Raw genomic sequence first — 21,893 nt, forward strand, 5'->3', positions numbered from 1 at the left:
TCCCCCTTACCTCGCCCGCTCTCCGTAGCGGTCCTCCGCCATGCGCCGCATCAGCTGCGCCGAGTCCTTGATGGACAGTGCGGCGGCCCGGAGGTGGTCGTACCGGAGCGAACAACTGCCGACCGTCTTCGCGTCTGCCGTCGGATGCCCGGCTCCGTACCCCCCCCGGCATGGACGACGGCCGGATCGGCCCCGAACCGGAACACGGTGAACGAGCCCGTGAGCCCCGGGTGCGCTCCGGCCGAGAACGGCAGCACCTGAACGTTGACCCGGGTGTTGCACTCGAAGGTGGCCAGATGGGCGAGTTGCCCACGCATGATCTCCCGGTCCCCGATCTCCTGGTGCAGTGCGGCCTCGCCGAGAACCATCCAGAAGACCGGCGGTCTCTCCTTCTCGAAGACGCGCTGCCGGGTCAGCCGCGCGGCGGTCCGGTCCTCGGGTTCGGTCTCTTCGAACGCGCGGAGTACCGCATGGATGTAGGGCCGGGTCTGCAACAGTTCATGGACCATGCCCATCTGGAAGGTGCAGATCTCGGTCGCCCGTGCTTCCAGCTCCGCGATCTCCCGGAACCACCTCGGGAGTCGGCTCCTCAGGACCAGATCCACGAGCCGGGACAGCAGCCCACCCGTCTCCAGAGCGGCATCGGCCCGTGCGCTGAACTCCGCCGTGGGCAGCTTCCTGGCGGTCTCGATCTGACCGACGAGTGACCCCGTATAGGCGACCATGTCACCGAGCTGCCGCTGCGTCAGGCCCGCTCTCTCCCGGAGCCGGCGGAGTTCGGATCCGTAGTAATCGAGCGGCGAGGCGCCCGGATCGAGCACGTTGATGTTGGTCACGGACGACCTTTTCTTCACTGTCAGCGGGGTCCTGGATTTCAAGGAATGGCCGGTGGCGGGGCCTCGGATTGCCCAGCTGGGGGGTGACGACGTACGCACTCACGGCTGTATCTGCGGGGGTACCGCGAGGCGGCACCAGGTCTCCGCGCCGGCGTTGCTCGTTCCCCAGGAACCGCCATGCACTCTCGCCACGGCTTCGACCAGTTCCAGGCCCCGCCCGGACTCCGAGTTCCCGTCCGTGTGCCTGGTCGCCGCAGCCCCCGGAACGCCGTCGACGACAGTGACGACCAGGAAGCCGTCCCGGACCGTCATGCTCACGCGGACTTCGCTCGTACCGGCGTGAAGCACCGCGTTGGTCACCAGCTCGGAGACGACCAGCATCACGTCATCGCGCAGGGCGTCCAGGCCGCAGTACCGAAGACGTGCGGCGGCGATCCGGCGTATGGCGCCTACACGGGCGGCGTCTTCAGAGCAGGGCTGAGCGCCACGGGTGCTGGACCGGAGCTCGATCCGCTCGTCCATCACGTCCCGGTCGCGGTACAGGACCGCGCGGGACAGCCATACGGCTGTCGTCGTCATAACGCACCATCTCCGGACGGGCGGCAAGTCAGAAGTGAAGACATCAGAACCTCGGTGACGCAGCGGGAGGAGCGGGCCACCGGAGGAGGAGCCCGTCGCCGCGACGGGGACGCGCGGCTGACCTGAATGCTCCTCACCCGGTGACCCGGTCATTGACGAGGGCGCCAGACCGCCGTTTCAGCTGCTGGCCGACATGGACTGTCGACCGGGCAGGAAAGGAAGGCTCCGCGGGTCGCACGCGGAGCCCCGGAGACGGCTGGTGTCCTGCTCCTACGGTTTCAAGACCCGCACGGTGGCGTCACGGTCAGCCGTAACCAAATTTTCCGGATGCCAGACAGTACTGTGACCTGCAAGAAAAGCTCTCCTACTCACGTTTTTCGGCACACCGGGGCCGAGGACCCTCACCATCTGGAACGGTTTGCCAAACCGCAGGTCTACGGTTGGCCGACGACGACACCCAGGGGGCAGGGCATGAGCACGCCGTCATCAGCCAAGAACTCGAAGGTGGCAAGGGACGCCCTGCGGCGCCGGATGACCGAGTTGGGCAGCCCCATTGCTGCCGTCGCAGCGGAGATGCGGACGCACTTCGGATTCAGACCGCGGGAAGCCTGGCGCCACGCCCATGGCTGGTCCCTGCAACAGGTAGCCGACCGCCTCAACGACAGAAGTGGCCAGCAGGGCGAGACAATCGCTGCGGAGACCTCCACCGTCAGCAAGTGGGAACGCTGGCCGGTCATGTCCACTCGGCGCAGACCCACGATCCCTGTCCTGATCGCGCTCGCCGACGTCTACGGATGTCAAGTGGAGGATTTGCTTGACCTCCAGGACCGAGCGGAACTGCCCGCATGGGAACTGGCTGTCCTCAACCGGATGACCCCCGCTGACGCCGAGCCCAGCGGGGCCGAACTGGTGCAACTGGCCGCGGACGAGTCCCTGACCTGGGCACGCTGGGCGGAGACCACCAACGTCGGCTCCTTCTCCCTCGAACAACTGTGGGGACAGACGCAGTTGCTGGCCTCTCAGTACGTCCAACCGGACTCAACCCCCATGGCCCTCTTCAACAGCGCCCGCGAACTGCGTGCCGAGGTCGGTCGGCTGCTGGGCGGCCACCAACACCCGCACCAGGCCAGGGAGCTCTACACGATCAGCGGCTATCTGTGCAGCCTGCTTGCCTGGATGTCCTCAGACCTGGGTCACATCGCGGAAGCCGAGACGCAGAGCGAGACGGCATGGCTGTGCGCAGAGTTGGCCCGCAGCGACACACTCCGGGCCTGGATCCTGTCCGTCCGTTCCAAGACCGCCTTCTGGAACGGACGGCTCGATGACGCCCTCCAGCACGCCCGTCGCGGAGCTTCCTACTCACCCTGCGGCACGGTGACCGTTCTGCTCGCCTGCCAGGAAGCCGACGCGTGGTCGCAACTCGGAGCCGTCGACGAGGCACTGGACGCGCTCACCCGTGCCGAAGCCGCCCGGGAAGCCGTCGCCGGTGCGGACGACATCGGCGGCCTGTTCGCCTGCACGCCCGCACGGCAGGAAAACTACGCCGCCGCCGCGCAACTGCGCATCGGCAGGCCCACCGACGCCCTGGAATCCGCAGACCGCGCACTCTGCCTCATCAACGCCCAGCCGGTGCGGGCGTACGGCACCGTCGCACAGATCCACATCAGCCGCGCGGCGGCACACCTGCATCTCGCGGAGCTCGACGGCGCATACGAGGCGTTACGGCCGGTGCTCACACTCTCCCCGGACCGGCGTCTGGCCCCCGTCACCGACAGACTGATGCAACTCGGCGCCGGCCTCGGCCAGATCCGAGTGGCCGGCAGGGCCGTTGTCGGCCTGCGCGCGGCGATCGATGAATTCGGGCGAGACTCCGCGCCCCGTCGTCTTGCGGCACTCTCGTCAGGGCGCGACGACGCCTGATTGGATCACCGCCATGACAACTGAACCCAGCAGCATGCGCAATCACTGGTGGTGGCGACCCGGATGGAGCGTGGGCCGCCGTTTCTACACCTGGCACATCACCTTCGAGGGACAACACGACGTGCACCGGCTCGCCGCCGAATACCGTTCCGCCCTCACCCCCCTGGAACCGGCACTCACGCTCATTCCCGACCAGTGGCTGCACCTCACCATGCAAGGCATCAACTTCGTCGAGGAGATCGCGGAGAGCGACATCGAGGCCGTCGTGGGCGCAGCCCGGTCACGTCTCTCCGCCGTCCCCGCCTTCGACGTCCAGTTCGGGCCGGAGACCATCGACTCCGAAGCCGTCCTGCTGCCGGCCCGCCCCAGCGAGCCCGTCCGATCCGTACGGAACGCGATCCGGGCCGCCATGGCGGACGTCCTGGGCGCTCCCAACGTCCCGGAGCAGGCCGACGGCTTCACCCCGCACATGTCTGTCGCCTACTCCGCCGCCGACGGCCCTGTCGCCCCCATCGTCGAGGCCCTGGCCACTCTCGACACCCGGTCGGCACCCGCACACATCAGTGCAGCGGAGCTCATCGTCATCCACCGCGACAACCAGATGTACGAGTGGCAGTCCTACGCGACAGTGCCTCTCGGGTGACACCGTGGGAGTACGGCGGGATCGACCCGCCGGAATCAGCAACTCACCACCGAACGCGACGCGCTGATGCGGTAAAGCGCCAAGCTTGCGGAGAAACCGGAGAGGTCAATGTACTTCCCCAGGAACCAGGTACCGCCGATGACGAGAATTCTCATGGGCCAGATCCTCTCGCCCCCGTTCTCCACGCGGAAGACGCCCAGGGTCCACCGACCACGAAATCAGGTGCTGGTCCGCCCAGTCGGACAGCGTGCGGGCAGAGCCAAGGACGTCATCCCAGTTCGTCAGCCCCGTTGCGCCGCCGTCCGGGGCGCCCTGGTCCAACGAGGGTCCGCGCCGCCGGGCTCGCCGTAGCCCACCCGACGACCGTCGCGGCCTACCGCAAACGGCGCCGTCCGCCGCTCGACCTCCACCGCCGGCACCGCCGCGAACCTCGCGGGCGCCGTGCGGTGGGTGGACGAACCGACGTCCGACGACGAGTCGGCGGCGTGACGGTCGGGGGCGTGCTCCCGAAGGTGCCGCCCAGTGGAACAGCCCCTCGGCCGGCCTGTCGGGCGTTGGCCGCTGCCGCCCCGAAGACTCAGAAACGCGGCAGCATGTCGGTGATCTGGGCGCTGTCCAGGGTGCCGTCGGGCAGGAACCACCAGCAGACGCCCTGGAAGCCGGGGGAGTGGGATGACCGCGCCGCCGGTGGCGCGGCACTCCGCCTGGGTGAGCGGCGCGCGGGTGTGTCAGCCTAGTTGGACCAGCAGGTCGCCGCCCTCCACCTGCTGGATGCGGTTGATGGCGAGACGCGTGACCCGGCCCGCCCGGGGAGCCGTGATCGCCGCCTCCATCTTCATCGCCTCGATGGTGGCCACCGTCGCCCCCGACTCCACCTCGTCGCCCTCCTCCACCGCGAGGGTGACCACACCGGCGAACGGCGCCGCCACCTGGCCGGGGTCGGCGCGGTCGGCCTTTTCGGTGACCGGGACGTCGGAGGCGGCGGAGCGGTCGCGCACCTGGAGCGGGCGGAGCTGCCCGTTGAGGGTGGACACCACCGTGCGCATGCCCCGCTCGTCCGCGTCCCCGACCGCCTGGAGCTCGATGAGGAGCCGTACGCCGGGTTCGAGGTCCACGGCGTACTCGGTGCCGGGGCGCAGCCCGTAGAAGAAGTCCTTGCTGTCGAGGACACCGGTGTCGCCGAAGGTCTGCCGGTGCGCCTCGAACTCCCGGGCGGGACCGGGGAACAGCAGCCGGTTCAGGGTGGCCCGCGGGGTCTTCTCCAGGCCGGTGCGGTCCTCGGCGGTCAGCTCCTGGACGGGCCGCGCCCCGGAGCGTCCCTGGAGCGCCTTGGTGCGGAACGGCTCCGGCCAGCCGCCCGGCGGGGTGCCCAACTCGCCGCGCAGGAAGCCGATCACGGAGTCGGGGATGTCGAACCGGTCGGGTGCCGCCTCGAACTCGGCCGGGTCGGCGCCCACGCCGACGAGGTGCAGGGCGAGGTCGCCGACCACCTTGGAGGACGGGGTGACCTTGACCAGCCGGCCCAGGATGCGGTCGGCGGCCGCGTACATGGCCTCGATGTCCTCGAAGCGGTCGCCGAGGCCGAGCGCGACGGCCTGGGTGCGCAGGTTGGACAGCTGGCCGCCGGGGATCTCGTGGTGGTAGACGCGCCCGGTCGGCGAGGCGAGGCCCGCCTCGAAGGGCGCGTAGATCCGGCGGACGCTCTCCCAGTACGGCTCCAGGTCCCCGACGGCCTGGAGGTCGAGCCCGGTGGGCCGCTCGGAGTGGTCGGTGGCGGCCAGGATCGCCGACAGCGACGGCTGCGAGGTGGTGCCGGCCATGGAGGCGACGGCCCCGTCCACCGCGTCCACGCCCGCCTGCGCCGCCGCGAGGTAGGTGGCGAGCTGGCCGCCCGCCGTGTCGTGGGTGTGCAGGTGCACCGGCAGCCCGAACTCCCGGCGCAGCGCGGAGACCAGGGTCGCGGCGGCGGGGGCGCGCAGCAGTCCGGCCATGTCCTTGACGGCCAGGACGTGGGCGCCCGCCTCGACGATCTGCTCGGCGAGCCGCAGGTAGTAGTCGAGGGTGTAGAGGCGTTCGGACGGGTCGGACAGGTCGGCGGTGTAGCAGAGGGCGACCTCGGCGACGGCCGTGCCGGTCTGCCGCACGGCGTCGATCGCGGGCCGCATCTGTCCGACGTCGTTGAGCGCGTCGAAGATCCGGAAGATGTCGACGCCGGTGGCGGCGGCCTCCTGCACGAACACGTCGGTGACCTCGGTCGGGTACGGCGTGTAGCCCACGGTGTTGCGGCCGCGCAGCAGCATCTGGAGACAGATGTTGGGCACGGCCTCGCGCAGCGCGGCCAGCCGCTCCCAGGGGTCCTCGGCGAGGAAGCGCAGGGCGACGTCGTAGGTGGCGCCGCCCCAGCACTCCAGGGACAGCAGTCCGGGCAGGGTGCGGGCCACGACGGGGGCGACGGCGAGCAGGTCCTTGGTGCGCACCCGGGTGGCGAGCAGCGACTGGTGGGCATCGCGGAAGGTGGTGTCGGTGACGCCGAGCAGCGGCGACTCGCGCAGCCGGTGGGCGAAGCCCTCGGGACCGAGTTCGACGAGCCGCTGCCGGGAGCCCGCGGGCGGCTCGCCCTCCGGCAGCGGGGGCAGCTTCGTGAGCGCGGACGGCAGGTGGGGGCGTTCGCCGTGGGGCTTGTTGACGGTCACGTCGGCGAGGTAGGTGAGCAGTTTGGTGCCGCGGTCGGCGGAGGTGCGGGCGGTGAGCAGGTGCGGGCGCCGCTCGATGAACGACGTGGTGACGCGCCCGGCCTGGAAGTCCGGGTCGTCCAGGACGGCTTGCAGGAAGGGGATGTTGGTGGCCACGCCGCGGATGCGGAACTCGGCCACGGCTCGCCGGGCGCGGCCGATCGCCGACGCGAAGTCCCGTCCCCGGCAGGTGAGTTTGACCAGCATGGAGTCGAAGTGCGCGCTGATCTCCGTACCGGCGTGGGTGGTTCCGCCGTCGAGGCGGATGCCGGAGCCGCCGGGCGAGCGGTAGGCGCTGATCCGGCCGGTGTCGGGGCGGAAGCCGTTGGCGGGGTCCTCGGTGGTGATACGGCACTGGAGGGCGGCGCCGCGCAGGGTGACCGTCTCCTGGGACAGCCCGAGGTCGGCGAGCGACTCCCCGGCGGCGATGCGCAGTTGGGCCTGGACCAGGTCGACGTCGGTGACCTCCTCGGTCACGGTGTGCTCGACCTGGATGCGCGGGTTCATCTCGATGAAGACGTGGTTGCCGTCGCGGTCGACCAGGAACTCGACGGTGCCCGCGTTGCGGTAGCCGATCTCGCGGGCGAAGCGCACGGCGTCCGCGCAGATCCGGTCCCGCAGCCGCGGGTCGAGGTCGGGGGCGGGGGCCAGCTCGATGACCTTCTGGTGGCGGCGCTGCACCGAGCAGTCGCGTTCGTAGAGGTGGATGACGTGGCCGTCGCCGTCGGCGAGGATCTGCACCTCGATGTGGCGCGGGTCGACCACGGCCTTCTCCAGGAAGACCGTCGGGTCGCCGAACGCGGACGCGGCCTCGCGGGAGGCCGCCTCGATGGACTCCCGCAGCCGGTCGGGGTCCTCGACCCGGCGCATGCCGCGTCCGCCGCCGCCCGCGACGGCCTTCACGAACACGGGGAAGCCGACCTCGTCGGCGGCCCTGACCAGTTCCTCCACGTCGGTGGAGGGCGCCGAGGAGCCGAGCACGGGCACTCCGGCGGCGCGGGCCGCGGCCACCGCCCGCGCCTTGTTGCCGGTCAGCTCCAGGGTGTCCGCGCTCGGCCCGACGAACGTGATGCCGGCCTCCTCGCAGGCCCGGGCCAGCTCCGGGTTCTCGGACAGGAAGCCGTAGCCGGGGTAGACGGCGTCGACGTCCGCCCGGCGGGCGGCGGCCACGATCTCGTCCACCGACAGGTACGCCCGCACCGGATGGCCCGGGACGCCGATCTCGTACGCCTCGTCGGCCTTGAGCCGGTGGAGGGAATTGCGGTCCTCGTGCGGGAAGACGGCGACCGTCCGCGCGCCCAGCTCGTAGCCGGCACGGAACGCCCGGATGGCGATCTCCCCACGGTTGGCGACCAGCACCTTGCGGAACATCCTCGACCCCTTCAGCCCGGCGGCGACGAACACCATCGTGTCGGCAGCACCGCTGCCCTGCCACGCGGCCACGTTAGGGGCGGGCCGGGAACCGCAGAAGACCGCGGACACGAGATCGACGCCGGTCCCCCGGGGCGGGCCCGGTCACGGCCGTGGAGCGGCGTCCCCGGCCAGGCCCAGGGCGAGCAGGCTCTCGGCCGTCGCCGTGACGGCGTCGGCCGTGGAGCGGGGTGCCCAGCCGAGCACACGGCGGGCGAGGGAGCCGTCCACGTGCCGGACCCGGCCGAGGCCGGCCGCCACCTCGCGCATCGCCGGGACGGTCTCAGCGAGCCGCCGGACGACGTCGTCGGGCAGGTCCTCGGCGGGCACCCGGCTCGCCGCGTCGCCCAGTCGCTCGCGCAGGACGAGGGCGATGTCGTGCAGCGAGACCGCGTCCCCGGCGGCGGCGATGAACCGCCGCCCGGCCGCCTGCGGGCTGGTCATGGCGCGCAGGTGCAGATCGGCGGCGTCCCGTACGTCCACGACGGCGAAGTGCAGCCGCGGTGTGCCGGGCAGGTTCCCGTCGAGCAGCGACCTGATCAGGTCGATCGAGGAGGCGTGGTCGGGGCCGAGGACGGGGCCGAAGATGCCGACGGGGTTGACCACGGTCAGCTCCGGGCCGCCGTCCGTGTCCCCGGCGAAGTCCCAGGCGGCGCGTTCGGCGAGGGCCTTGGACTTCACGTACGGGGAGATGTCCGCGGTGACGTCCGTCCAGTCGTCCTCGGTGAACGGCCGCTCGGTGTCGGGGTGGCCGTAGCCGACGGCGGCGAAGGAGGAGGTGACCACCACCCGCCGTACGGCCGCGTCGCGGGCCGCGCGCAGGACGCGCAGGGTGCCCTCGCGGGCGGGCACGATCAGTTCGTCCTCGTGCTCCGGCTGCGCGGGCGGGAAGGGGGAGGCGACGTGCAGGACGTAGGTGCATCCGGCGACGGCCCGCTGCCAGCCGTCGTCCGAGGTCAGGTCGGCGGTGACGAAGGACAGGGCGTCGCCCGCGTCGGCGCCTGCGGCGGCCACCGCGGCGCGGACGTCGTCCTCGCGCCGCGCGGAGCGGACGGTGGTGCGCACCCGGTGGCCCGCCCGGAGGGCCTGGGCGACGCAGCGGGTGGCGAGGAAACCGGTGCCACCGGTCACCAGTACGGTCGTGCCGGTCATGTCGTTCCGTTTCTGTCGGTGTGCGAGGGATCGGGTGGGGTGGGGCGGGAGAGATCTGGTGCGGCGGTGCGGGAAGGATCGGGTGCGGCGGTGCGGGAAGGATCGGGTGCGGCGGTGCGGGAGGGTTCGGTGGCCGGGGTCGCCAACTGGGCGAGCAGCAGCAGCCGTTCGTGGGAGTCGGTGCCCGGCGGAGCGTGGTAGGTGACGAGGATCTGGCCCGGCGCCGCGAGCGGGGCGAACTTCTCGTACCGCAGGTCCAGGTCCCCCACGAGGGGGTGGCGCAGCAGGGTGACGCCGCTGGTGGTGTGGCGGACGTCCCGGCGGGCCCACAGGGTGCGGAAGCGGTCGCTGCGCAGGCTGAGTTCGCCGATCAGCGCGGCGAGCCTCGGGTCGTCCTCGTGACCGCCGCCGATCAGGGTGCGCAGCTGGGCGACGGCCTTGGCGGTCATCGCGTCCCAGTCCCGGTAGAACTCCCGCATCTCCGGTTCGAGGAAGGCCGCGCGGAGGGTGTTGACGCCCTGCGCGAAGTACGGGCTGAGCGCGACGGCGAGCCGGTTGGCCGCGAGGGTCGTCAGGTACGGGCCCTGGACGACGGCGGGGGTCAGCGGCCAGCTGTCGATCAGGGCGCGCACGCCGTCGCCGACCCGTTCGGCGCGGGAGCCGCGGCGGCGCCGGGGGCGGCCGGGGCGGGCCAGGTCGTGGAGGTACGCCTCCTCGTTGCGGTCGAAGCGCAGCGCGTGGGCGATGCTCTCCAGGACCTGTTCGGAGGGGTGCCGGTCGCGGCCCTGCTCCAGCCTCATGTAGTACTCGGGGCTGATGCCCGCGAGGTGGGCGACCTCCTCCCGGCGCAGCCCCGGTGTGCGCCGCCGTCCGCCGGCCGGCAGCCCGAACTCCTCGGGCCGCAGCCGCTCCCGCCGCGCCCGCAGGTACTCCCCCAGTTCCGTTCCCGTGACCATGCCCCTCACCGTACGGCTGACCAGGGATTTCATCCTGGCCGTGGGAGGGAGAGGCTGGGGGCGTCAGTCGCGCCGGGCCCACTCCCGCACGCTCAGGGAGAGCAGTCGGTCCCGGGTCGCCGGGTCGGGCAGGGGGCCGTGGTCGCCGGTCACCCGGAGCGCGGAGGAGGCCGTGACGTGGCCGAGGCGCAGGGCGCGGGTGAGGTCGCCGTCCGCCAGCAGCCCCGCGAGGAATCCGGCGGCGAACGCGTCGCCCGCGCCGACCGGTTCCACGACCTCCGTGCGCAGTGCGGGCACGGTGACCTCGTGGCCGTCGCTGAAGGCGGTGGCCGCCCGGCCGCCGTCCTTGACGACGAGCAGCCGCGGCCCGCCGAGCACCTTGCGCACGCCGTGCGCGTCGAGGTGGTCGCCCCACAGGCGCTGGGCCTCGTCTAGGCCGACGAAGGCGATGTCGGCGCGGTCGGCCAGGTCGCGCAGGACGGTGGCGGCGGTGCCCTCCGGCCAGAGGGCGGGGCGGTGGTTCACGTCGAAGCTGACGGCGTACGGCCGCCGGTGCGGCGGTGTCGCGAGTGCCCGCTCGACCAGGGCGCGGCAGGTCGGGGAGAGGGCCGGGGTGACACCGGTGAGGTGCAGGAGGGTGGCCGCGGCGAGGGCGGGGGCGTCGAGGACGTCGGGGCCGAGGGCGGAGGCCGCCGAGCCGCGCCGGTAGTAGTGGACGCGGGTCCCGGTGGGCGTCGGGTCCTTGACCAGCACGCCCGTGGGCCGGTCGGGGTCGTGCCGTACGCCGGACACGTCGACCCCGGTCGCGGCGACGGCGGCGCGCACCCGGTGCCCGAAGGGGTCGTCGCCGAGGGCGGAGAGCCATACGGCGGGGCGGCCGAGGTCGGCGAGGTACATCGCCACGTTGGACTCGGCGCCGGCGACGGAGACCCGCAGGCTGCCCGTGTCGTCCAGCGGGCCCCCGTCCTCGGGCGCCAGCGCCACCATGGTCTCCCCCACACACACGACGCTCCCGTCCCGGGGCCGCCACGCGCCCTCGCCAGGCCGGACGGTCGCGGGCACGGCCTCCACCTCGCCGCCACCGGCGTCCGGGCGGGCGCCGCTTCCCGGCCCGCGGCCATCCGCCGGCACACGCCTCGTCCCGTCGGATCCGGTCCGGCCGGACGAGCGGCGCCCCGCACGCGACGTCCCGTCCGCGGCGGCGGAGGGCCGTCCGTCCGCGCGTTCGCCGGTGGGCGCGGCGGTCGGCGGGGGCACGGCGCCCTCGCTCGCGGCGGTCCCGCTCGCGGTGTCCGTACCGCCCGGTGACCTGCGGGTGGGCTTCGCGCCGTGCGGCATGTCGTCGGTGTCGCGGCCCGGGGGCCAGGACGCGCTCATCCGCCGGCCTCCGGAGCCACGGAGAAGGAGGGGCGGAACATGGCCGTCGGGGGGCCGGGGACGCCCACGCGGAGGGAGAAGACCGCGCCGTCGTGGGGGCCGGGGGCCGGGAGGCCGACCGTCGCCGACGTGATGTGCAGGACGTCGTGCTGGAGGCACACGCCGGCCGGCTGGCTCGCGGGGACGCGGACGGTCCGGTCCGGCGTGCCGTCGGGCAGGTACCGGCGCACGGTCCCGGTGCCCCAGACGGCGATCCACACGGCGCCCTCGTCGTCGACGGTCATCCCGTCGGGGCTGCCGTCGTCGACCGTGACGAACACCGTCGGCCCGCCGAGTTCCCCCGTCCCCGGGTCGACCGGGTAGCGGCGCACGACGCCCCGCGCGCTGTCCGCCAGGTACATGGTCCGCCCGTCCGCGGTGAACGCGGGCCCGTTGGGCACGGTGATGCCCTCCAGGACCCGCACCACCGTGCCATCGTGGTCCACCCGGAACAGCGAACCGGCGTCGGGGTCCGCGTCGTAGGACATGCTGCCCGCCCAGAACCGTCCGGAGGGGTCGGCGGTGCCGTCGTTCATGCGCAGCGCGGGCCGCGCGTCGGCCTCCGGCCGGGCGAGCCAGGTCGGCGTGGAGTCGGGGGCGAGCAGGCAGATGCCGGTGCCCGCCGCCGCGATCCAGCCGCCGGGCCGGCCGGCCACCGGTGCCACCGCGCCCAGGGGTACGTCGAGGCGGGCGAGCGTCTCCAGGGGCGCGGTGGGGTCGTCGGGTGCGGTCAGCAGCCGTCCCGCGAGGATGTCGACGAGGACGAGGCGTCCGCCGGTGAAGCGGATGCCCTCGCCGAGTTCCAGGCGGTCGGGGCGGGTGGCGGCCGGTGCGTCGGTCACGGGGCGGTCTCCAGTACGGCGGTGCGGAAGGCGCGGGCGCGCTCGCGCAGGGCGGTCGTGCTGCCGCCGTCGGCCGCGTCGCCGATCAGCGGGGAGCCGACGCCGACGGCGCGTGCCCCGGCGGCCAGATAGGCGCGCGCGGCGGCCTCGTCGACCCCGCCGACGGGCACGAACGCCGCGTCCGGGAACGGCGCCCTGAGTGCCTTGAGGTAGCCGACGCCGCCGGCCTGGGCGGCGGGGAAGATCTTCAGCGCCTCGGCGCCGAGCGCCAGGGCGGCGACGACCTCGGTCGGGGTCATCACCCCGGCGAGGACCGGCATCCCGAGGGCGCGGGCCTCCACGACGCCGTCGCCGAGGCCGGGGGTGACGGCGAAGTCGGCGCCGGCCCGGTGGGCGGCGCGGGCGTCGTCGGCGGTGAGGACGGTGCCGGCGCCGAGGTGCCGTTCGGGCCCGAGGGCGGCGCGGGCGCGCTCGATGACGCCGAGGGCGTCCTTGCCGCTGAGGGACACCTCGATCAGTTCGATGCCCTCGTCGGCCAGGGCGAGCACGGTGCGCAGCGCGGCCTCGGGGTCGTCGCCGCGCACGATGGCGACCAAGCGGTGGACGGCCAGGGCGGCTTGCAGGTCCACGGACACAACTCCTTGTACGGAAGGGCGGGTTCAGGGGCAGCGGCAGGAGGCAGCGAGGGTGAGCCGCCAGCGGACCTCACCGGCGGCGGGCACGACCGCCGCGTCACCGGGGCCCGCGTCGGCGAGGTCGAAGGCGCGGCCGAGCATCGGCTCGACTCCCGTGCTGCGGTAGGGGTGTTCGGCGGGGAAGCCGCCGAGGTTGCGCCACAGGGCCGTCGACAGCGGCTGTCCGTCGGCCTCCAGGGCGAAGGAGAGCCGGTCGGCGCCGTCGTGGACGCAGGCGTCGGGGGTGTCGACGACGGCGCCGACCGCGGTGCCGTCGTCGGGTCCGAACCGGTCCAGGGACAGCCCGAGCGGGGCGGGCCAGTCGCCCTCGGCCCAGGGGGCGCCGGCCGGCCAGGGCCGGTCGAGCAGCGGGGCGGCCTCGGGGTGCAGCCGGGTGCGGGCGCCCGGCCGCAGTCGTACGGTCGCGTCCGGGCCGAGGTCGAGCAGGGCGTGGGCGGCCCACACGAAGCGGAAGCCGGGGTCGGCGGTGAGCACGTAGTCGGCCTCGGCGCCGCCGGCGGTGGCGCGCAGAGTGCGGGCCAGGGTGAACCGGTCGGCGCGCACGGTGTCGGTGGCGCCCTCGCGGGTCCAGGGCCGGGCCCAGACGTCGCCGTGGTCGGGCGTGCCGCGCACGGTGGGCACGCACTCCTCCAGGCCGCCCGCGTCCACGAAGGCGTCGCCCGGCGACACCCGGTCGCGGCCGGTCGCGGTGGAGTGCCACAGCCATTCGCGTCCCCCGGCGCGCAGCGAGGTCCAACGGCCGCCGTGCGCCGGGTCGGTGACGATCTCCAGGGTCACGTCACCACTCCGCGAAGGAACCGTCGGGGTGGCGCCAGACCGGGTTGCGCCAGGCGTGCCCGGTGCGGTCGGCGGCGCGTACGGCGGCCTCGTCGACGGTGATGCCGAGGCCGGGGGCCTCGCCGCGCCGGGCGTGGCCGTCGACGAACCGGAAGGGCTCGGTGTCGACGAGGTAGGCCAGCAGGTCGACGTCCCTGTTGTAGTGGATGCCCCGGCTCTGCTCCTGGATGAGGAAGTTCGGCGTGGCGAAGGCGACCTGGAGGCTGGCGGCGAGCGCGATGGGGCCGAGCGGGCAGTGCGGGGCGAGTTGGGCGCCGTACGTCTCGGCGAGCGAGGCGATGCGGTGGACCTCGGAGATGCCGCCCGCGTGGGAGAGGTCGGGCTGGGCGACGGCGATGCCGGCGGCGAGCACGGGCAGGAACTCGGCGCGGGAGTAGAGGCGTTCGCCGGTGGCGAGGGGCACGGGGCTGGAGGCGACCAGGCCGGGCAGCAGGTGGCTCTGCTCGGGGACGACGGGCTCCTCCACGAACAGCGGGTGCAGTGGGGCGAGTTCGGCCAGGACGCGGCGGGAGCTGGCGACGGAGAAGCGGCCGTGGAAGTCGACGGCGACGTCCCGGTCCGGGCCGAGGACCTCACGGGCGGCGGCCACCCGGGCGACGACGGCCGCGGTCTCGCCGGCGGTGGTGACCGGTGAGGTGGCGCCGGCGCCGTTCATCTTCACCGCGGTGAAGCCGGCCTCCACCTGGGCGGCTATCTGGTCGGTCAGCTCGGCGGGTTCGTCGCCGCCGACCCAGGCGTACACCCGGACGCGGTCGCGGACGGGGCCGCCGAGCAGGGCGTGCACGGGGGCGCCGTAGGTCTTGCCCGCGATGTCCCACAGGGCCTGGTCGAGCCCGGCGACGGCGCTGGAGAGCACGGGCCCGCCGCGGTAGAAGCCGCCCTTGGTGAGCACCTGCCAGTGGTCCTGGATGCGCAGCGGGTCCTGGCCGATGAGGTGGTCGGCGAGGACCTCGACGGCGGCGCGGACCACCTCGGCGCGGCCCTCGACGACGGGTTCGCCCCAGCCGACCACGCCGTCGTCCGTCTCGATGCGGCAGAACAGCCAGCGCGGCGGCACGAGGAAGGTCTCGATGCGGGTGATCTTCACTGGCCGGTGAGCCTTTCCGTCTCTTCGGGCCCGCCGACCCGGTCGAGGTCGCGGCCCGCCTGGTCGAGCAGGGCGCGCATGGCCGCCTCCGCGGCCCGCGGGTCCCGGGCGCGCACGGCGTCCAGGACGGCACGGTGCGCGGGTACGGGGTCCTCGCCGTGGGGGGAGCTGTGCACGATGCGGTCGCGGTGGGCGAGACCGGACTCGATCACCATCTCCATGCGTTCGAGGAGTTCGTTGTGGGTGGCGGTGAGCAGCGCGCGGTGGAAGGCGAGGTCGGCCTCCACCGCGTGGGCGGCGTCGCCGTCGTGCTCGGCCATGGCGTCGAGGGCGGCGTCCAGGGCCACGAGGTCGGCGTCGGTGCGGCGCTCGGCGGCGAGGCGCACGGCGGCCGGCTCGATGATGGAGCGGACCTCGGCGAGGCTGTGCAGCAGGGCCCGGTCGGCCTCGGTGGTGCGGTCGCTCTCGAACTGCCAGCGCAGCACGTCGGCGTCGAGCAGGTTCCAGTCGGCGCGGGCGCGCACGAACGTGCCGCGCTTCTGGCGGGCGTCGACCATGCCCTTGGCGGCCAGGACCTTCAGGGACTCGCGCAGGGCGGTGAGGCTGACGTCCAGTTCGCTCTGGAGGGCGACCAGGTCGAGCGTGGCCCCTTCCGGGATCTCGCCGCCCAAGATGCGGCGCGCGAGCGCCTCCACGGTCTGGCCGTGCACGCCGCGGCGGGCGTAGGGCGTCATGTCGTAGTGCCTTTCTGCTGCGGGGGGTCCACTGTGGACATGGAGGTCACGGGGGGCGCTGAGGTCATGCGGATGCCTTGACGACGCTCCAGCCGCCGTCCACGAGGAGGCTCGACCCGGTGATGTACGACGCCTCGCCCGAGCCGAGGAAGGCGATGGCGGCGGCCACCTCCTCCGGGCTGCCGAAGCGGCGGGCGGCGGTCTCGGCGACGCTGCGCTCCCGGTCCTCGGCGGACACCCGGTCCCAGGCGGCGGTGAGGATCGGGCCGGGCACGACGACGTTGACGCGCACCTCGGGCCCGTACTCGACGGCGAGCTGGCCGCACAGGGACAGCAGTGCGCCCTTGGAGGCGGCGTAGGCGGGGTGTCCGGGGATGCCCTTGTGGGCGTGGACGGAGGAGGTGAGGACGACGGCTCCGCGGCGCTCGCGCAGGTCGGGCAGGAGGGCCTTGAAGCCGAGGAAGGCACCGGTGAGGTTGACGTCGAGCTGGTGCCGCCAGGAGCCGAGGGTCATGTCGTGGGCCGGGGCGACCTCGACGGTGTAGGCGTTGCTGACGAGGAGGTCGACGGGGCCGAAGTCGTGTGCGGCGGCGGCGACGCGCGCCCAGTCCCCCTCGTCCGAGACGTCGGCGGTGACGAAGCGGGCCCGGCCGCCGTCCTTGCCGATCCGCTCGGCGACGGCCGTGCCGCGCTCCTCGGCGACGTCGGCGAGGACGACGGCGGCGCCCTCCTGGGCGAGCCGTTCGGCGGTGGCGGCTCCGATGCCGGAGGCGGCCCCGGTGACCACGGCCGTGCGGCCGGTGAAGCGGTCACCGGGGCGGCGGGACTGTTCCATCGGGTGGTTCGGCTCCTTCGCTGTGCTGTGTGTGTGGGGTGAACATATGCCGGTCGGGCGGTCTCTATCGCCGGGTCAGGACCACCAGTTCCGCGTCGTGCGTCGCGCTCCAGGCGAACGGCAGGCCGTGCAGGAGCAGATGGGCGCCGCTGTAGAGGGTCTTCGAGTCCTCGTCCTGGTACGTCGCGGCCGGGTCGAGGCCGCGCAGGCGCAGCCGGGCGGGCCGGCCGGGGACGAGCGGGGCGCCGTCGAGCGGTCCGGTGCCGAGGGCGGCCACGACGGTGCGGCCGTCGGCGCCGTCGTACTGGACGCCGCAGATGGCCTCGCGGGGGCTGCCGAGGAGGCGGGCCTCACCGAGGTGGATCACGTCCCGCACGTCCTTGTAGCGCGCGATCCAGCGGGCGGCCTCGGCGCGCTGTCCGGCGTCCCAGTGGCGCAGGTCGGCGCCGATGCCGAGGACGCCGCACATGGCGTTGACGAAGCGGAAGGCGAGGCTGCGCGGGCGGGGGTCGAAGACGCCGGGGGCGTCGGTGACCCAGGAGCTCATCACGTGCGGGGCGTGGGCGTGCAGGAAGCCGTACTGGATGGCGAGCCGGTCCAGGGGCGCGGTGTTGTCGCTGGGCCACAGGACGTCGGTGCGGGCCAGGGTGGCGTGGTCGACGCGGGCGCCGCCGCCCGCGCAGCCCTCGACGGTGACGTGGGGGTGCGCGGTGCGCAGGTGGTCGAGGACGCGGAGGTAGCCGGCGACGTGCCGGGCGTCGAGGTCGAGGCGGTCGGCGGGTCCGGCGCCGGGGCGGCCGCGCTCGGTGGGCGGCCGGTTCATGTCCCACTTGAGGTACGAGATGTCGTACTCGGTGAGGAGCCGGTCGAGGGTGGCGAGCACGAAGTCCTGGACGTCGGTGCGGCCGAGGTCGAGCAGGAGCTGGTTGCGCACCAGCCGGGCGGGCCGTCCGTCGATGCGGTAGACCCAGTCGGGGTGTTCGGTGTGCAGCCGGCTGCCGGGGCTGACGGCCTCGGGTTCGATCCACAGGCCGAAGTCGAGGCCGAGGGCGCGCACGTCGGCGACGAACCGGTCGAAGCCGTCGGGGAAGGCGGCGGGGTCGGGGTACCAGTCGCCGAGGCCGCCGGTGTCGTCGGGGCGGCCGGTGAACCAGCCGTCGTCGACGACGAAGAGTTCGGCGCCGATCTCCGCGGCGGTCCTGGCGAGTTCCAGCTGGCCCGCGGCGTCGACGTCGAAGGCGGTGGCCTCCCACGAGTTGTAGAGGACCTTGCGGGGCCGGTGCAGCCGCTCGCCGGTGAGCCGGCGCTCGTAGCGGTGCCAGACGCGGGAGAGCCCGTCGAGCCCTTCCGCGCTGAAGGCGCAGGCGAGGCGCGGGGTGGTGAGGGTCTCGCCGGGGGTGAGGTACACCGCTCCCTCGTGCGGGACCCGGCCGGCGCGCACACGCACGAATCCGCCGGGTTCGGCCTCGGCGGTCATGTGCCAGTTGCCGGGCCATTCGAGGGCGATGCCGTACGCGGGCGCGTCGGGGCCGTCCTGGACGGCGAGCCAGGGCGCGTAGGCGTGGCCGGGCACGCCCTGGGTGCTGCCCATGGTGAACGTGCCGCGGGTGAGGTCGAGTTGGGTGTGCTGGAACTCCTGGGACCACTGCCCGGTGAGGTACGTCAGCCGGGCGGGGCCGGTGACCGGGACGGTGACGGCGGCCGAGTCGAGGCGGTCCAGGCGCACGTCGCGGGAGGCGGTGAACTCGGTCCAGCGCAGGATGACGTCGGTACCGGGCACGGTCTCGTAGCACAGGACGGTGCGCAGTCCGAGGACGTCGTCGGTGAAGGCGAGCCGCAGGGTGCCCTCGCCCTCCTCGGCGCCGGCGAACTCCCACCACACGCCGCGTTCGTCGCCGGGGTGCGAGGCCACCAGGTCGGCGCCGGTGAACGGGCGCAGTCCGGAGGGCAGGTACTCGGCCGGGGCGGCGTCGGCGGGGGTGAGGAAGTGGGTGCGGTGCGAGCGGGCCAGTGCGGAGGGGCCGGTCTCGACGCCGTGGGGTCCCCAGGCGTCGAGTTCGGCCCACGGGCCGTCCGCGGACAGCCGCACGGTGTAGCCGGTGCGGTCGGTGCGCAGGGTCCAGCGCTGGTACGAGGTCACTTGACCGCTCCGAGGTTGAGTCCGGCCACGAAGTGGCGCTGGAACCGGAGGAAAACGGCCACGGTGGGTGCCGCGGCGATGACGGAGCCGGCGGCGATCACGTTCCACATGGACACGTACTGTCCCTGGAGTCCGATGAGCGCGGCCGTGATGGGCATCTTGGTGTCGCTGCGCAGCACGGTGATGGCCCACAGCAGGTCGTTGAAGATCCAGGTGAACGACAGGGCGCTGAGCGCGGCGAGCGCGGGGCGGGTGAGCGGGAGGATGATCCGCCAGAAGATCTGCCAGGGGCCGGCGCCGTCGACGACGGCGGCCTGCTGGATCTCGACGGGGATGGACCGCATGAACCCGTGCAGGACGAAGACGTAGAAGCCGACGCCGAAGCCGATCTGCACACCGACGAGCGCGGGCAGCGTGTCGTAGACGCCCATGAGTTCGCTCAGCTTGGACACCGGGATGAGCAGGATCTGCGGGGGGAGCAGGTTGCCGCCGAGCATGAGCAGCAGCAGCGCGCGCCGGAAGGGCATGTCGTAGCGGCTGAGCGCGAACGCGGCCATCGCGGCGAGGGCCAGCGTGATCACCACGCAGGGGACGGTGACGAGCAGGCTGTTGACGAGGGCGCGCTGCTGTCCGCCGTCGACCCACGCCTGGCGGAAGTTGTCCAGGGTGAAGGAGCGGGGCCAGCTGCCGAGGCCGTGGGCGGCGATGTCGTCGAAGGACCGCAGGCTGGTCACCAGGACCAGGACGATGGGCAGCAGCCACAGCAGGGCGATCAGTCCGGCGCTGAGGTGGAAGCCCGCGGTGGCGGTGCGGCGCCGGCGCAGGGCCGTCGTGTTCTGGGACGTCATGGCCATCAGTCGGCCTCCCGGAAGGCGCGCACGAGGTAGGAGGCGATGACGCCGAAGGCCAGGACGAAGATGACGACGGCCAGGGCGGAGCCGTATCCCAGGCGCAGGGACTGGAAAGCTGTGGAGTACATGTAGGTGCTCAGCAGTTCGGACGAGTGGTAGGGGCCGCCCCGGGTGAGGGACCACACGACGTCGAAGGAGCGCAGCGAGTCGATGATGATGACCGAGAGGACGACCGCGTTGACGCTGCGCAGCTGGGGCAGGGTCACATAGCGGAAGCGCTGCCAGGGGCCGGTGCCGTCGACCTTGGCGGCCTCGTACAGGGCGGGGTCGATGCCCTTGAGTCCGGCGAGGTAGAGGACCATCACGTAGCCGACCTGGCGCCACAGCGCGGGCACGATGACCGCGTACAGGGCGGTGTCCTGGTCGGCGAGCCAGGCGTGCCGCAGGCTGCCGAGCCCGAGGGTCTCCAGGACCTGGTTGAGGACGCCGTCGGGCTGGTAGATGGCCTGCCAGACCAGGGCGGTGGCGACGAGGGAGAACACCACGGGCAGGAACAGGGCGGCGCGGTAGAAGCCGACGCCGCGGCGCTCCTGCTGGAGGAGGAGCGCGGCGCCGAGGCCGAGGAGCGCCGAGAGCCCGCCGAACAGGACGAGCCACAGCACGGTGTCGACGGCGGCGGTGCGGAAGACCTCGTCGTGGGCCATCTCCCGGAAGTTGCCGAGGCCCACGAAGCGGGGCGCGGAGACGCCGTCCCAGCTGGTGAGGGCGAGGTAGAAGCCCTGGAGTGCGGGCCAGAACACCCACACGGCCTCGGCGAGCAGCGGCACCAGGAGGAAGGCGAGCACGATCGGCGGGGTGCGCCGGGGCCCCCGGGCCCGCCCGCCGCGAGGCGAGGGCGGGGCCGGGGAGGTGCGTTCGGGGGCGGTCAGCACGGCCACGTCACGCGTTCCAGATCTTCTCGGCGTCACGCTGCCAGGTCGTCAGGATCGAACCGACGCTCTTGGGCTGGGCGATGAACTTGGTCAGCGCGGTGTCGGCCGTGGGCTGGAGGGCGTCGCTGGAGTCGCGGTTGAAGAACTGGGTGATCTCCGTGGCCTCCTCGATGTGCGCGCGGCCCTTCTTCACCAGCGGGGTACCCGCGTCCTTGGCGTCCGGGTGGGTGGGCAGGACGGTGCCGGAGGAGCCCTTGATGTAGATCTCCTGGGCCTCGGCGGTGGCGAGGTAGCGCATCAGGTCGAAGACCCCGTCGCGGCGGCCGGTGCGGGCGCTGGCGAAGTAGCCGTCGACGGGCGCCTCCTCCGCGAGCGGGACCTTGCTGTCGATCACCGGGAAGCGGAAGAAGTCGATGTCGTCGAGGGCGTCCTTGGGTGCCGCGTCGGCGAAGAAGGTGCCGATCAGCATCATGCCGCTGCGGCCGTTGAGCAGGGAGGTGGTGGCGTCCTGGAAGGCGACCGCGGTGCCGTTCGGGTCGAAGTAGGGCAGCACCTCGCCCCAGCGGTCGAAGACCTTGCGCACCTCGGGGTCGTCGAAGCGGTGCTTGCCGGCGAGGAGTTCGCGGTGGTAGGCGGCACCGTTGATGCGGATGTTCAGGTAGTCGAACCAGGCGGAGGCGACCCAGGCGGTGTTGCCGCCGGCGCCGAGGCCGATGGGGGCGACGCCCTTGGACTTGAGCTTGTCGCACAGGTCGAGGAACTCGTCCCAGGTCTTGGGCTCCTGGACGCCCCACTTGGCGAAGTTGGACTTCCGGTAGAACATGCCCCACCAGTAGTAGGTGTTGGGCACGAAGACCTTCTTGCCTGCCCCCGAGGTGCACAGCGTGTGCAGCGCCTTGGTGTAGCGCTTGAGGTCGGGCGACTCCCAGACCTCGTCGAGGTCGAGCAGCAGCTTCTTCTCCGCGTAGGCGTTCGCGACCGAGCCGGGGTACCAGGTGTAGACGTCCGGCGGGTTGGCGGAGGTGAGGTAGGTGGGAAGCTGGGTGCGGAAGGTCTCGGCCGCCACGGTGTTGAGGCTGGCCTTGCCGGAGCCCTTCTTGGCGTAGGCGGCGACCAGGTCCTCCATCGCGTCCTTCGCCAGCGGCGCGGACAGGTTGGACTGGAGGGTCACGGCGCCGCCCCCGGAGCCCTTCCCGGAGGAGCTGGAGGTGACACAGCCGCTCAGCAGTGCCGTCGTCCCGACTGCACCGAGGCCGGCGAGCATCATGCGTCGGCTGGGGTGTTGGATGGTCATGA

At 72.9% G+C, this 21,893-nt stretch carries 17 protein-coding genes and 1 pseudogene; 2 read left to right on the top strand and 16 right to left on the bottom strand.

The window, feature by feature from the left end; translation table 11 throughout:
- Nucleotides 1-6 precede the first annotated feature (6 nt).
- Nucleotides 7-836, bottom strand: a pseudogene (locus AB0F77_RS30845) (helix-turn-helix transcriptional regulator).
- Nucleotides 837-935: 99 nt separating this feature from the next.
- The gene (locus AB0F77_RS30850) at nt 936-1,415 is read right to left on the bottom strand and encodes an ATP-binding protein (protein ID WP_361954980.1); all 480 of its coding nucleotides are present in this window, start codon (nt 1,413-1,415) and stop codon (nt 936-938) included.
- 471 nt (nt 1,416-1,886) lie between these two features.
- Between AB0F77_RS30850 and AB0F77_RS30855 the strand changes: the two genes are divergently transcribed.
- Complete coding sequence (locus AB0F77_RS30855; protein ID WP_361954981.1) at nt 1,887-3,335, top strand: helix-turn-helix transcriptional regulator; 1,449 nt, start codon at nt 1,887-1,889, stop codon at nt 3,333-3,335.
- Nucleotides 3,336-3,348: 13 nt separating this feature from the next.
- A complete protein-coding gene (locus AB0F77_RS30860) occupies nt 3,349-3,978 on the top strand; it encodes a 2'-5' RNA ligase family protein (RefSeq protein WP_361954982.1) in 630 nt (209 codons plus the stop codon).
- Nucleotides 3,979-4,706: 728 nt separating this feature from the next.
- On the opposite strand, the gene AB0F77_RS30865 is transcribed toward AB0F77_RS30860, so the two are convergent.
- From AB0F77_RS30865 to AB0F77_RS30930, 14 genes are all read right to left on the bottom strand, one after another.
- Nucleotides 4,707-8,081: a pyruvate carboxylase gene (locus AB0F77_RS30865; protein WP_361955001.1), complete on the bottom strand. Its 3,375-nt coding sequence runs from the start codon at nt 8,079-8,081 to the stop codon at nt 4,707-4,709.
- Between the two features lie 144 nt (nt 8,082-8,225).
- Nucleotides 8,226-9,272, bottom strand: coding sequence for an NAD-dependent epimerase/dehydratase family protein (locus AB0F77_RS30870; RefSeq protein ID WP_361954983.1), 1,047 nt, complete (start codon nt 9,270-9,272; stop codon nt 8,226-8,228).
- Complete coding sequence (locus AB0F77_RS30875; RefSeq protein WP_361954984.1) at nt 9,269-10,228, bottom strand: helix-turn-helix domain-containing protein; 960 nt, start codon at nt 10,226-10,228, stop codon at nt 9,269-9,271. The genes AB0F77_RS30870 and AB0F77_RS30875 overlap by 4 nt, the downstream gene beginning before the upstream one ends.
- A gap of 63 nt (nt 10,229-10,291) precedes the next feature.
- Nucleotides 10,292-11,290, bottom strand: a complete 999-nt coding sequence (locus tag AB0F77_RS30880) for a sugar kinase (protein WP_361955002.1) — start codon at nt 11,288-11,290, stop codon at nt 10,292-10,294.
- A gap of 311 nt (nt 11,291-11,601) precedes the next feature.
- Nucleotides 11,602-12,486 carry an SMP-30/gluconolactonase/LRE family protein gene (locus AB0F77_RS30885; RefSeq protein WP_361954985.1) on the bottom strand — a complete coding sequence of 295 codons (885 nt, stop codon included), beginning with the start codon at nt 12,484-12,486 and terminating at the stop codon, nt 11,602-11,604.
- Nucleotides 12,483-13,115: a bifunctional 4-hydroxy-2-oxoglutarate aldolase/2-dehydro-3-deoxy-phosphogluconate aldolase gene (locus AB0F77_RS30890; protein ID WP_361954986.1), complete on the bottom strand. Its 633-nt coding sequence runs from the start codon at nt 13,113-13,115 to the stop codon at nt 12,483-12,485. Before AB0F77_RS30890 ends, AB0F77_RS30885 begins: the two co-directional genes overlap by 4 nt.
- Nucleotides 13,116-13,145: 30 nt before the next feature.
- The gene (locus AB0F77_RS30895; protein WP_361954987.1) at nt 13,146-13,958 is read right to left on the bottom strand and encodes a hypothetical protein; all 813 of its coding nucleotides are present in this window, start codon (nt 13,956-13,958) and stop codon (nt 13,146-13,148) included.
- Nucleotide 13,959: 1 nt separating this feature from the next.
- Complete coding sequence (gene dgoD / locus AB0F77_RS30900) at nt 13,960-15,105, bottom strand: galactonate dehydratase (RefSeq protein WP_361954988.1); 1,146 nt, start codon at nt 15,103-15,105, stop codon at nt 13,960-13,962.
- A complete protein-coding gene (locus tag AB0F77_RS30905; RefSeq protein ID WP_361954989.1) occupies nt 15,102-15,839 on the bottom strand; it encodes a FadR/GntR family transcriptional regulator in 738 nt (245 codons plus the stop codon). The genes dgoD and AB0F77_RS30905 overlap by 4 nt, the downstream gene beginning before the upstream one ends.
- A 64-nt stretch (nt 15,840-15,903) precedes the next feature.
- Nucleotides 15,904-16,674: an SDR family NAD(P)-dependent oxidoreductase gene (locus AB0F77_RS30910; RefSeq protein WP_361954990.1), complete on the bottom strand. Its 771-nt coding sequence runs from the start codon at nt 16,672-16,674 to the stop codon at nt 15,904-15,906.
- Between the two features lie 64 nt (nt 16,675-16,738).
- On the bottom strand, nt 16,739-18,814 hold the full coding sequence (locus AB0F77_RS30915; RefSeq protein ID WP_361954991.1) for an alpha-galactosidase: 2,076 nt from the start codon (nt 18,812-18,814) through the stop codon (nt 16,739-16,741).
- Nucleotides 18,811-19,668, bottom strand: coding sequence for a carbohydrate ABC transporter permease (locus AB0F77_RS30920; protein WP_361954992.1), 858 nt, complete (start codon nt 19,666-19,668; stop codon nt 18,811-18,813). Before AB0F77_RS30920 ends, AB0F77_RS30915 begins: the two co-directional genes overlap by 4 nt.
- Nucleotides 19,668-20,603, bottom strand: a complete 936-nt coding sequence (locus AB0F77_RS30925; RefSeq protein WP_361954993.1) for a sugar ABC transporter permease — start codon at nt 20,601-20,603, stop codon at nt 19,668-19,670. The genes AB0F77_RS30920 and AB0F77_RS30925 overlap by 1 nt, the downstream gene beginning before the upstream one ends.
- A gap of 1 nt (nt 20,604) precedes the next feature.
- Nucleotides 20,605-21,891 (bottom strand): ABC transporter substrate-binding protein, encoded by a 1,287-nt coding sequence (locus AB0F77_RS30930; protein ID WP_361954994.1) that lies wholly within the window; start codon nt 21,889-21,891, stop codon nt 20,605-20,607.
- Nucleotides 21,892-21,893: the final 2 nt, after the last annotated feature.

The sequence above is a fragment of the Streptomyces sp. NPDC026672 genome, from assembly GCF_040638185.1.
In the GTDB taxonomy this organism is placed as follows: domain Bacteria; phylum Actinomycetota; class Actinomycetes; order Streptomycetales; family Streptomycetaceae; genus Streptomyces.

What these genes read in the sequence shown, in the direction of transcription:
- AB0F77_RS30850 (WP_361954980.1), bottom strand. Translation starts at nt 1,415, where the DNA reads ATGACGACGACAGCCGTATGGCTGTCCCGCGCGGTCCTGTACCGCGAC.
- AB0F77_RS30870 (WP_361954983.1), bottom strand. Translation starts at nt 9,272, where the DNA reads ATGACCGGCACGACCGTACTGGTGACCGGTGGCACCGGTTTCCTCGCC.
- AB0F77_RS30905 (WP_361954989.1), bottom strand. Translation starts at nt 15,839, where the DNA reads ATGACGCCCTACGCCCGCCGCGGCGTGCACGGCCAGACCGTGGAGGCG.
- AB0F77_RS30875 (WP_361954984.1), bottom strand. Translation starts at nt 10,228, where the DNA reads ATGGTCACGGGAACGGAACTGGGGGAGTACCTGCGGGCGCGGCGGGAG.
- AB0F77_RS30920 (WP_361954992.1), bottom strand. Translation starts at nt 19,668, where the DNA reads ATGGCCATGACGTCCCAGAACACGACGGCCCTGCGCCGGCGCCGCACC.
- AB0F77_RS30855 (WP_361954981.1), top strand. Translation starts at nt 1,887, where the DNA reads ATGAGCACGCCGTCATCAGCCAAGAACTCGAAGGTGGCAAGGGACGCC.
- AB0F77_RS30930 (WP_361954994.1), bottom strand. Translation starts at nt 21,891, where the DNA reads ATGACCATCCAACACCCCAGCCGACGCATGATGCTCGCCGGCCTCGGT.
- AB0F77_RS30910 (WP_361954990.1), bottom strand. Translation starts at nt 16,674, where the DNA reads ATGGAACAGTCCCGCCGCCCCGGTGACCGCTTCACCGGCCGCACGGCC.
- AB0F77_RS30865 (WP_361955001.1), bottom strand. Translation starts at nt 8,081, where the DNA reads ATGTTCCGCAAGGTGCTGGTCGCCAACCGTGGGGAGATCGCCATCCGG.
- AB0F77_RS30860 (WP_361954982.1), top strand. Translation starts at nt 3,349, where the DNA reads ATGACAACTGAACCCAGCAGCATGCGCAATCACTGGTGGTGGCGACCC.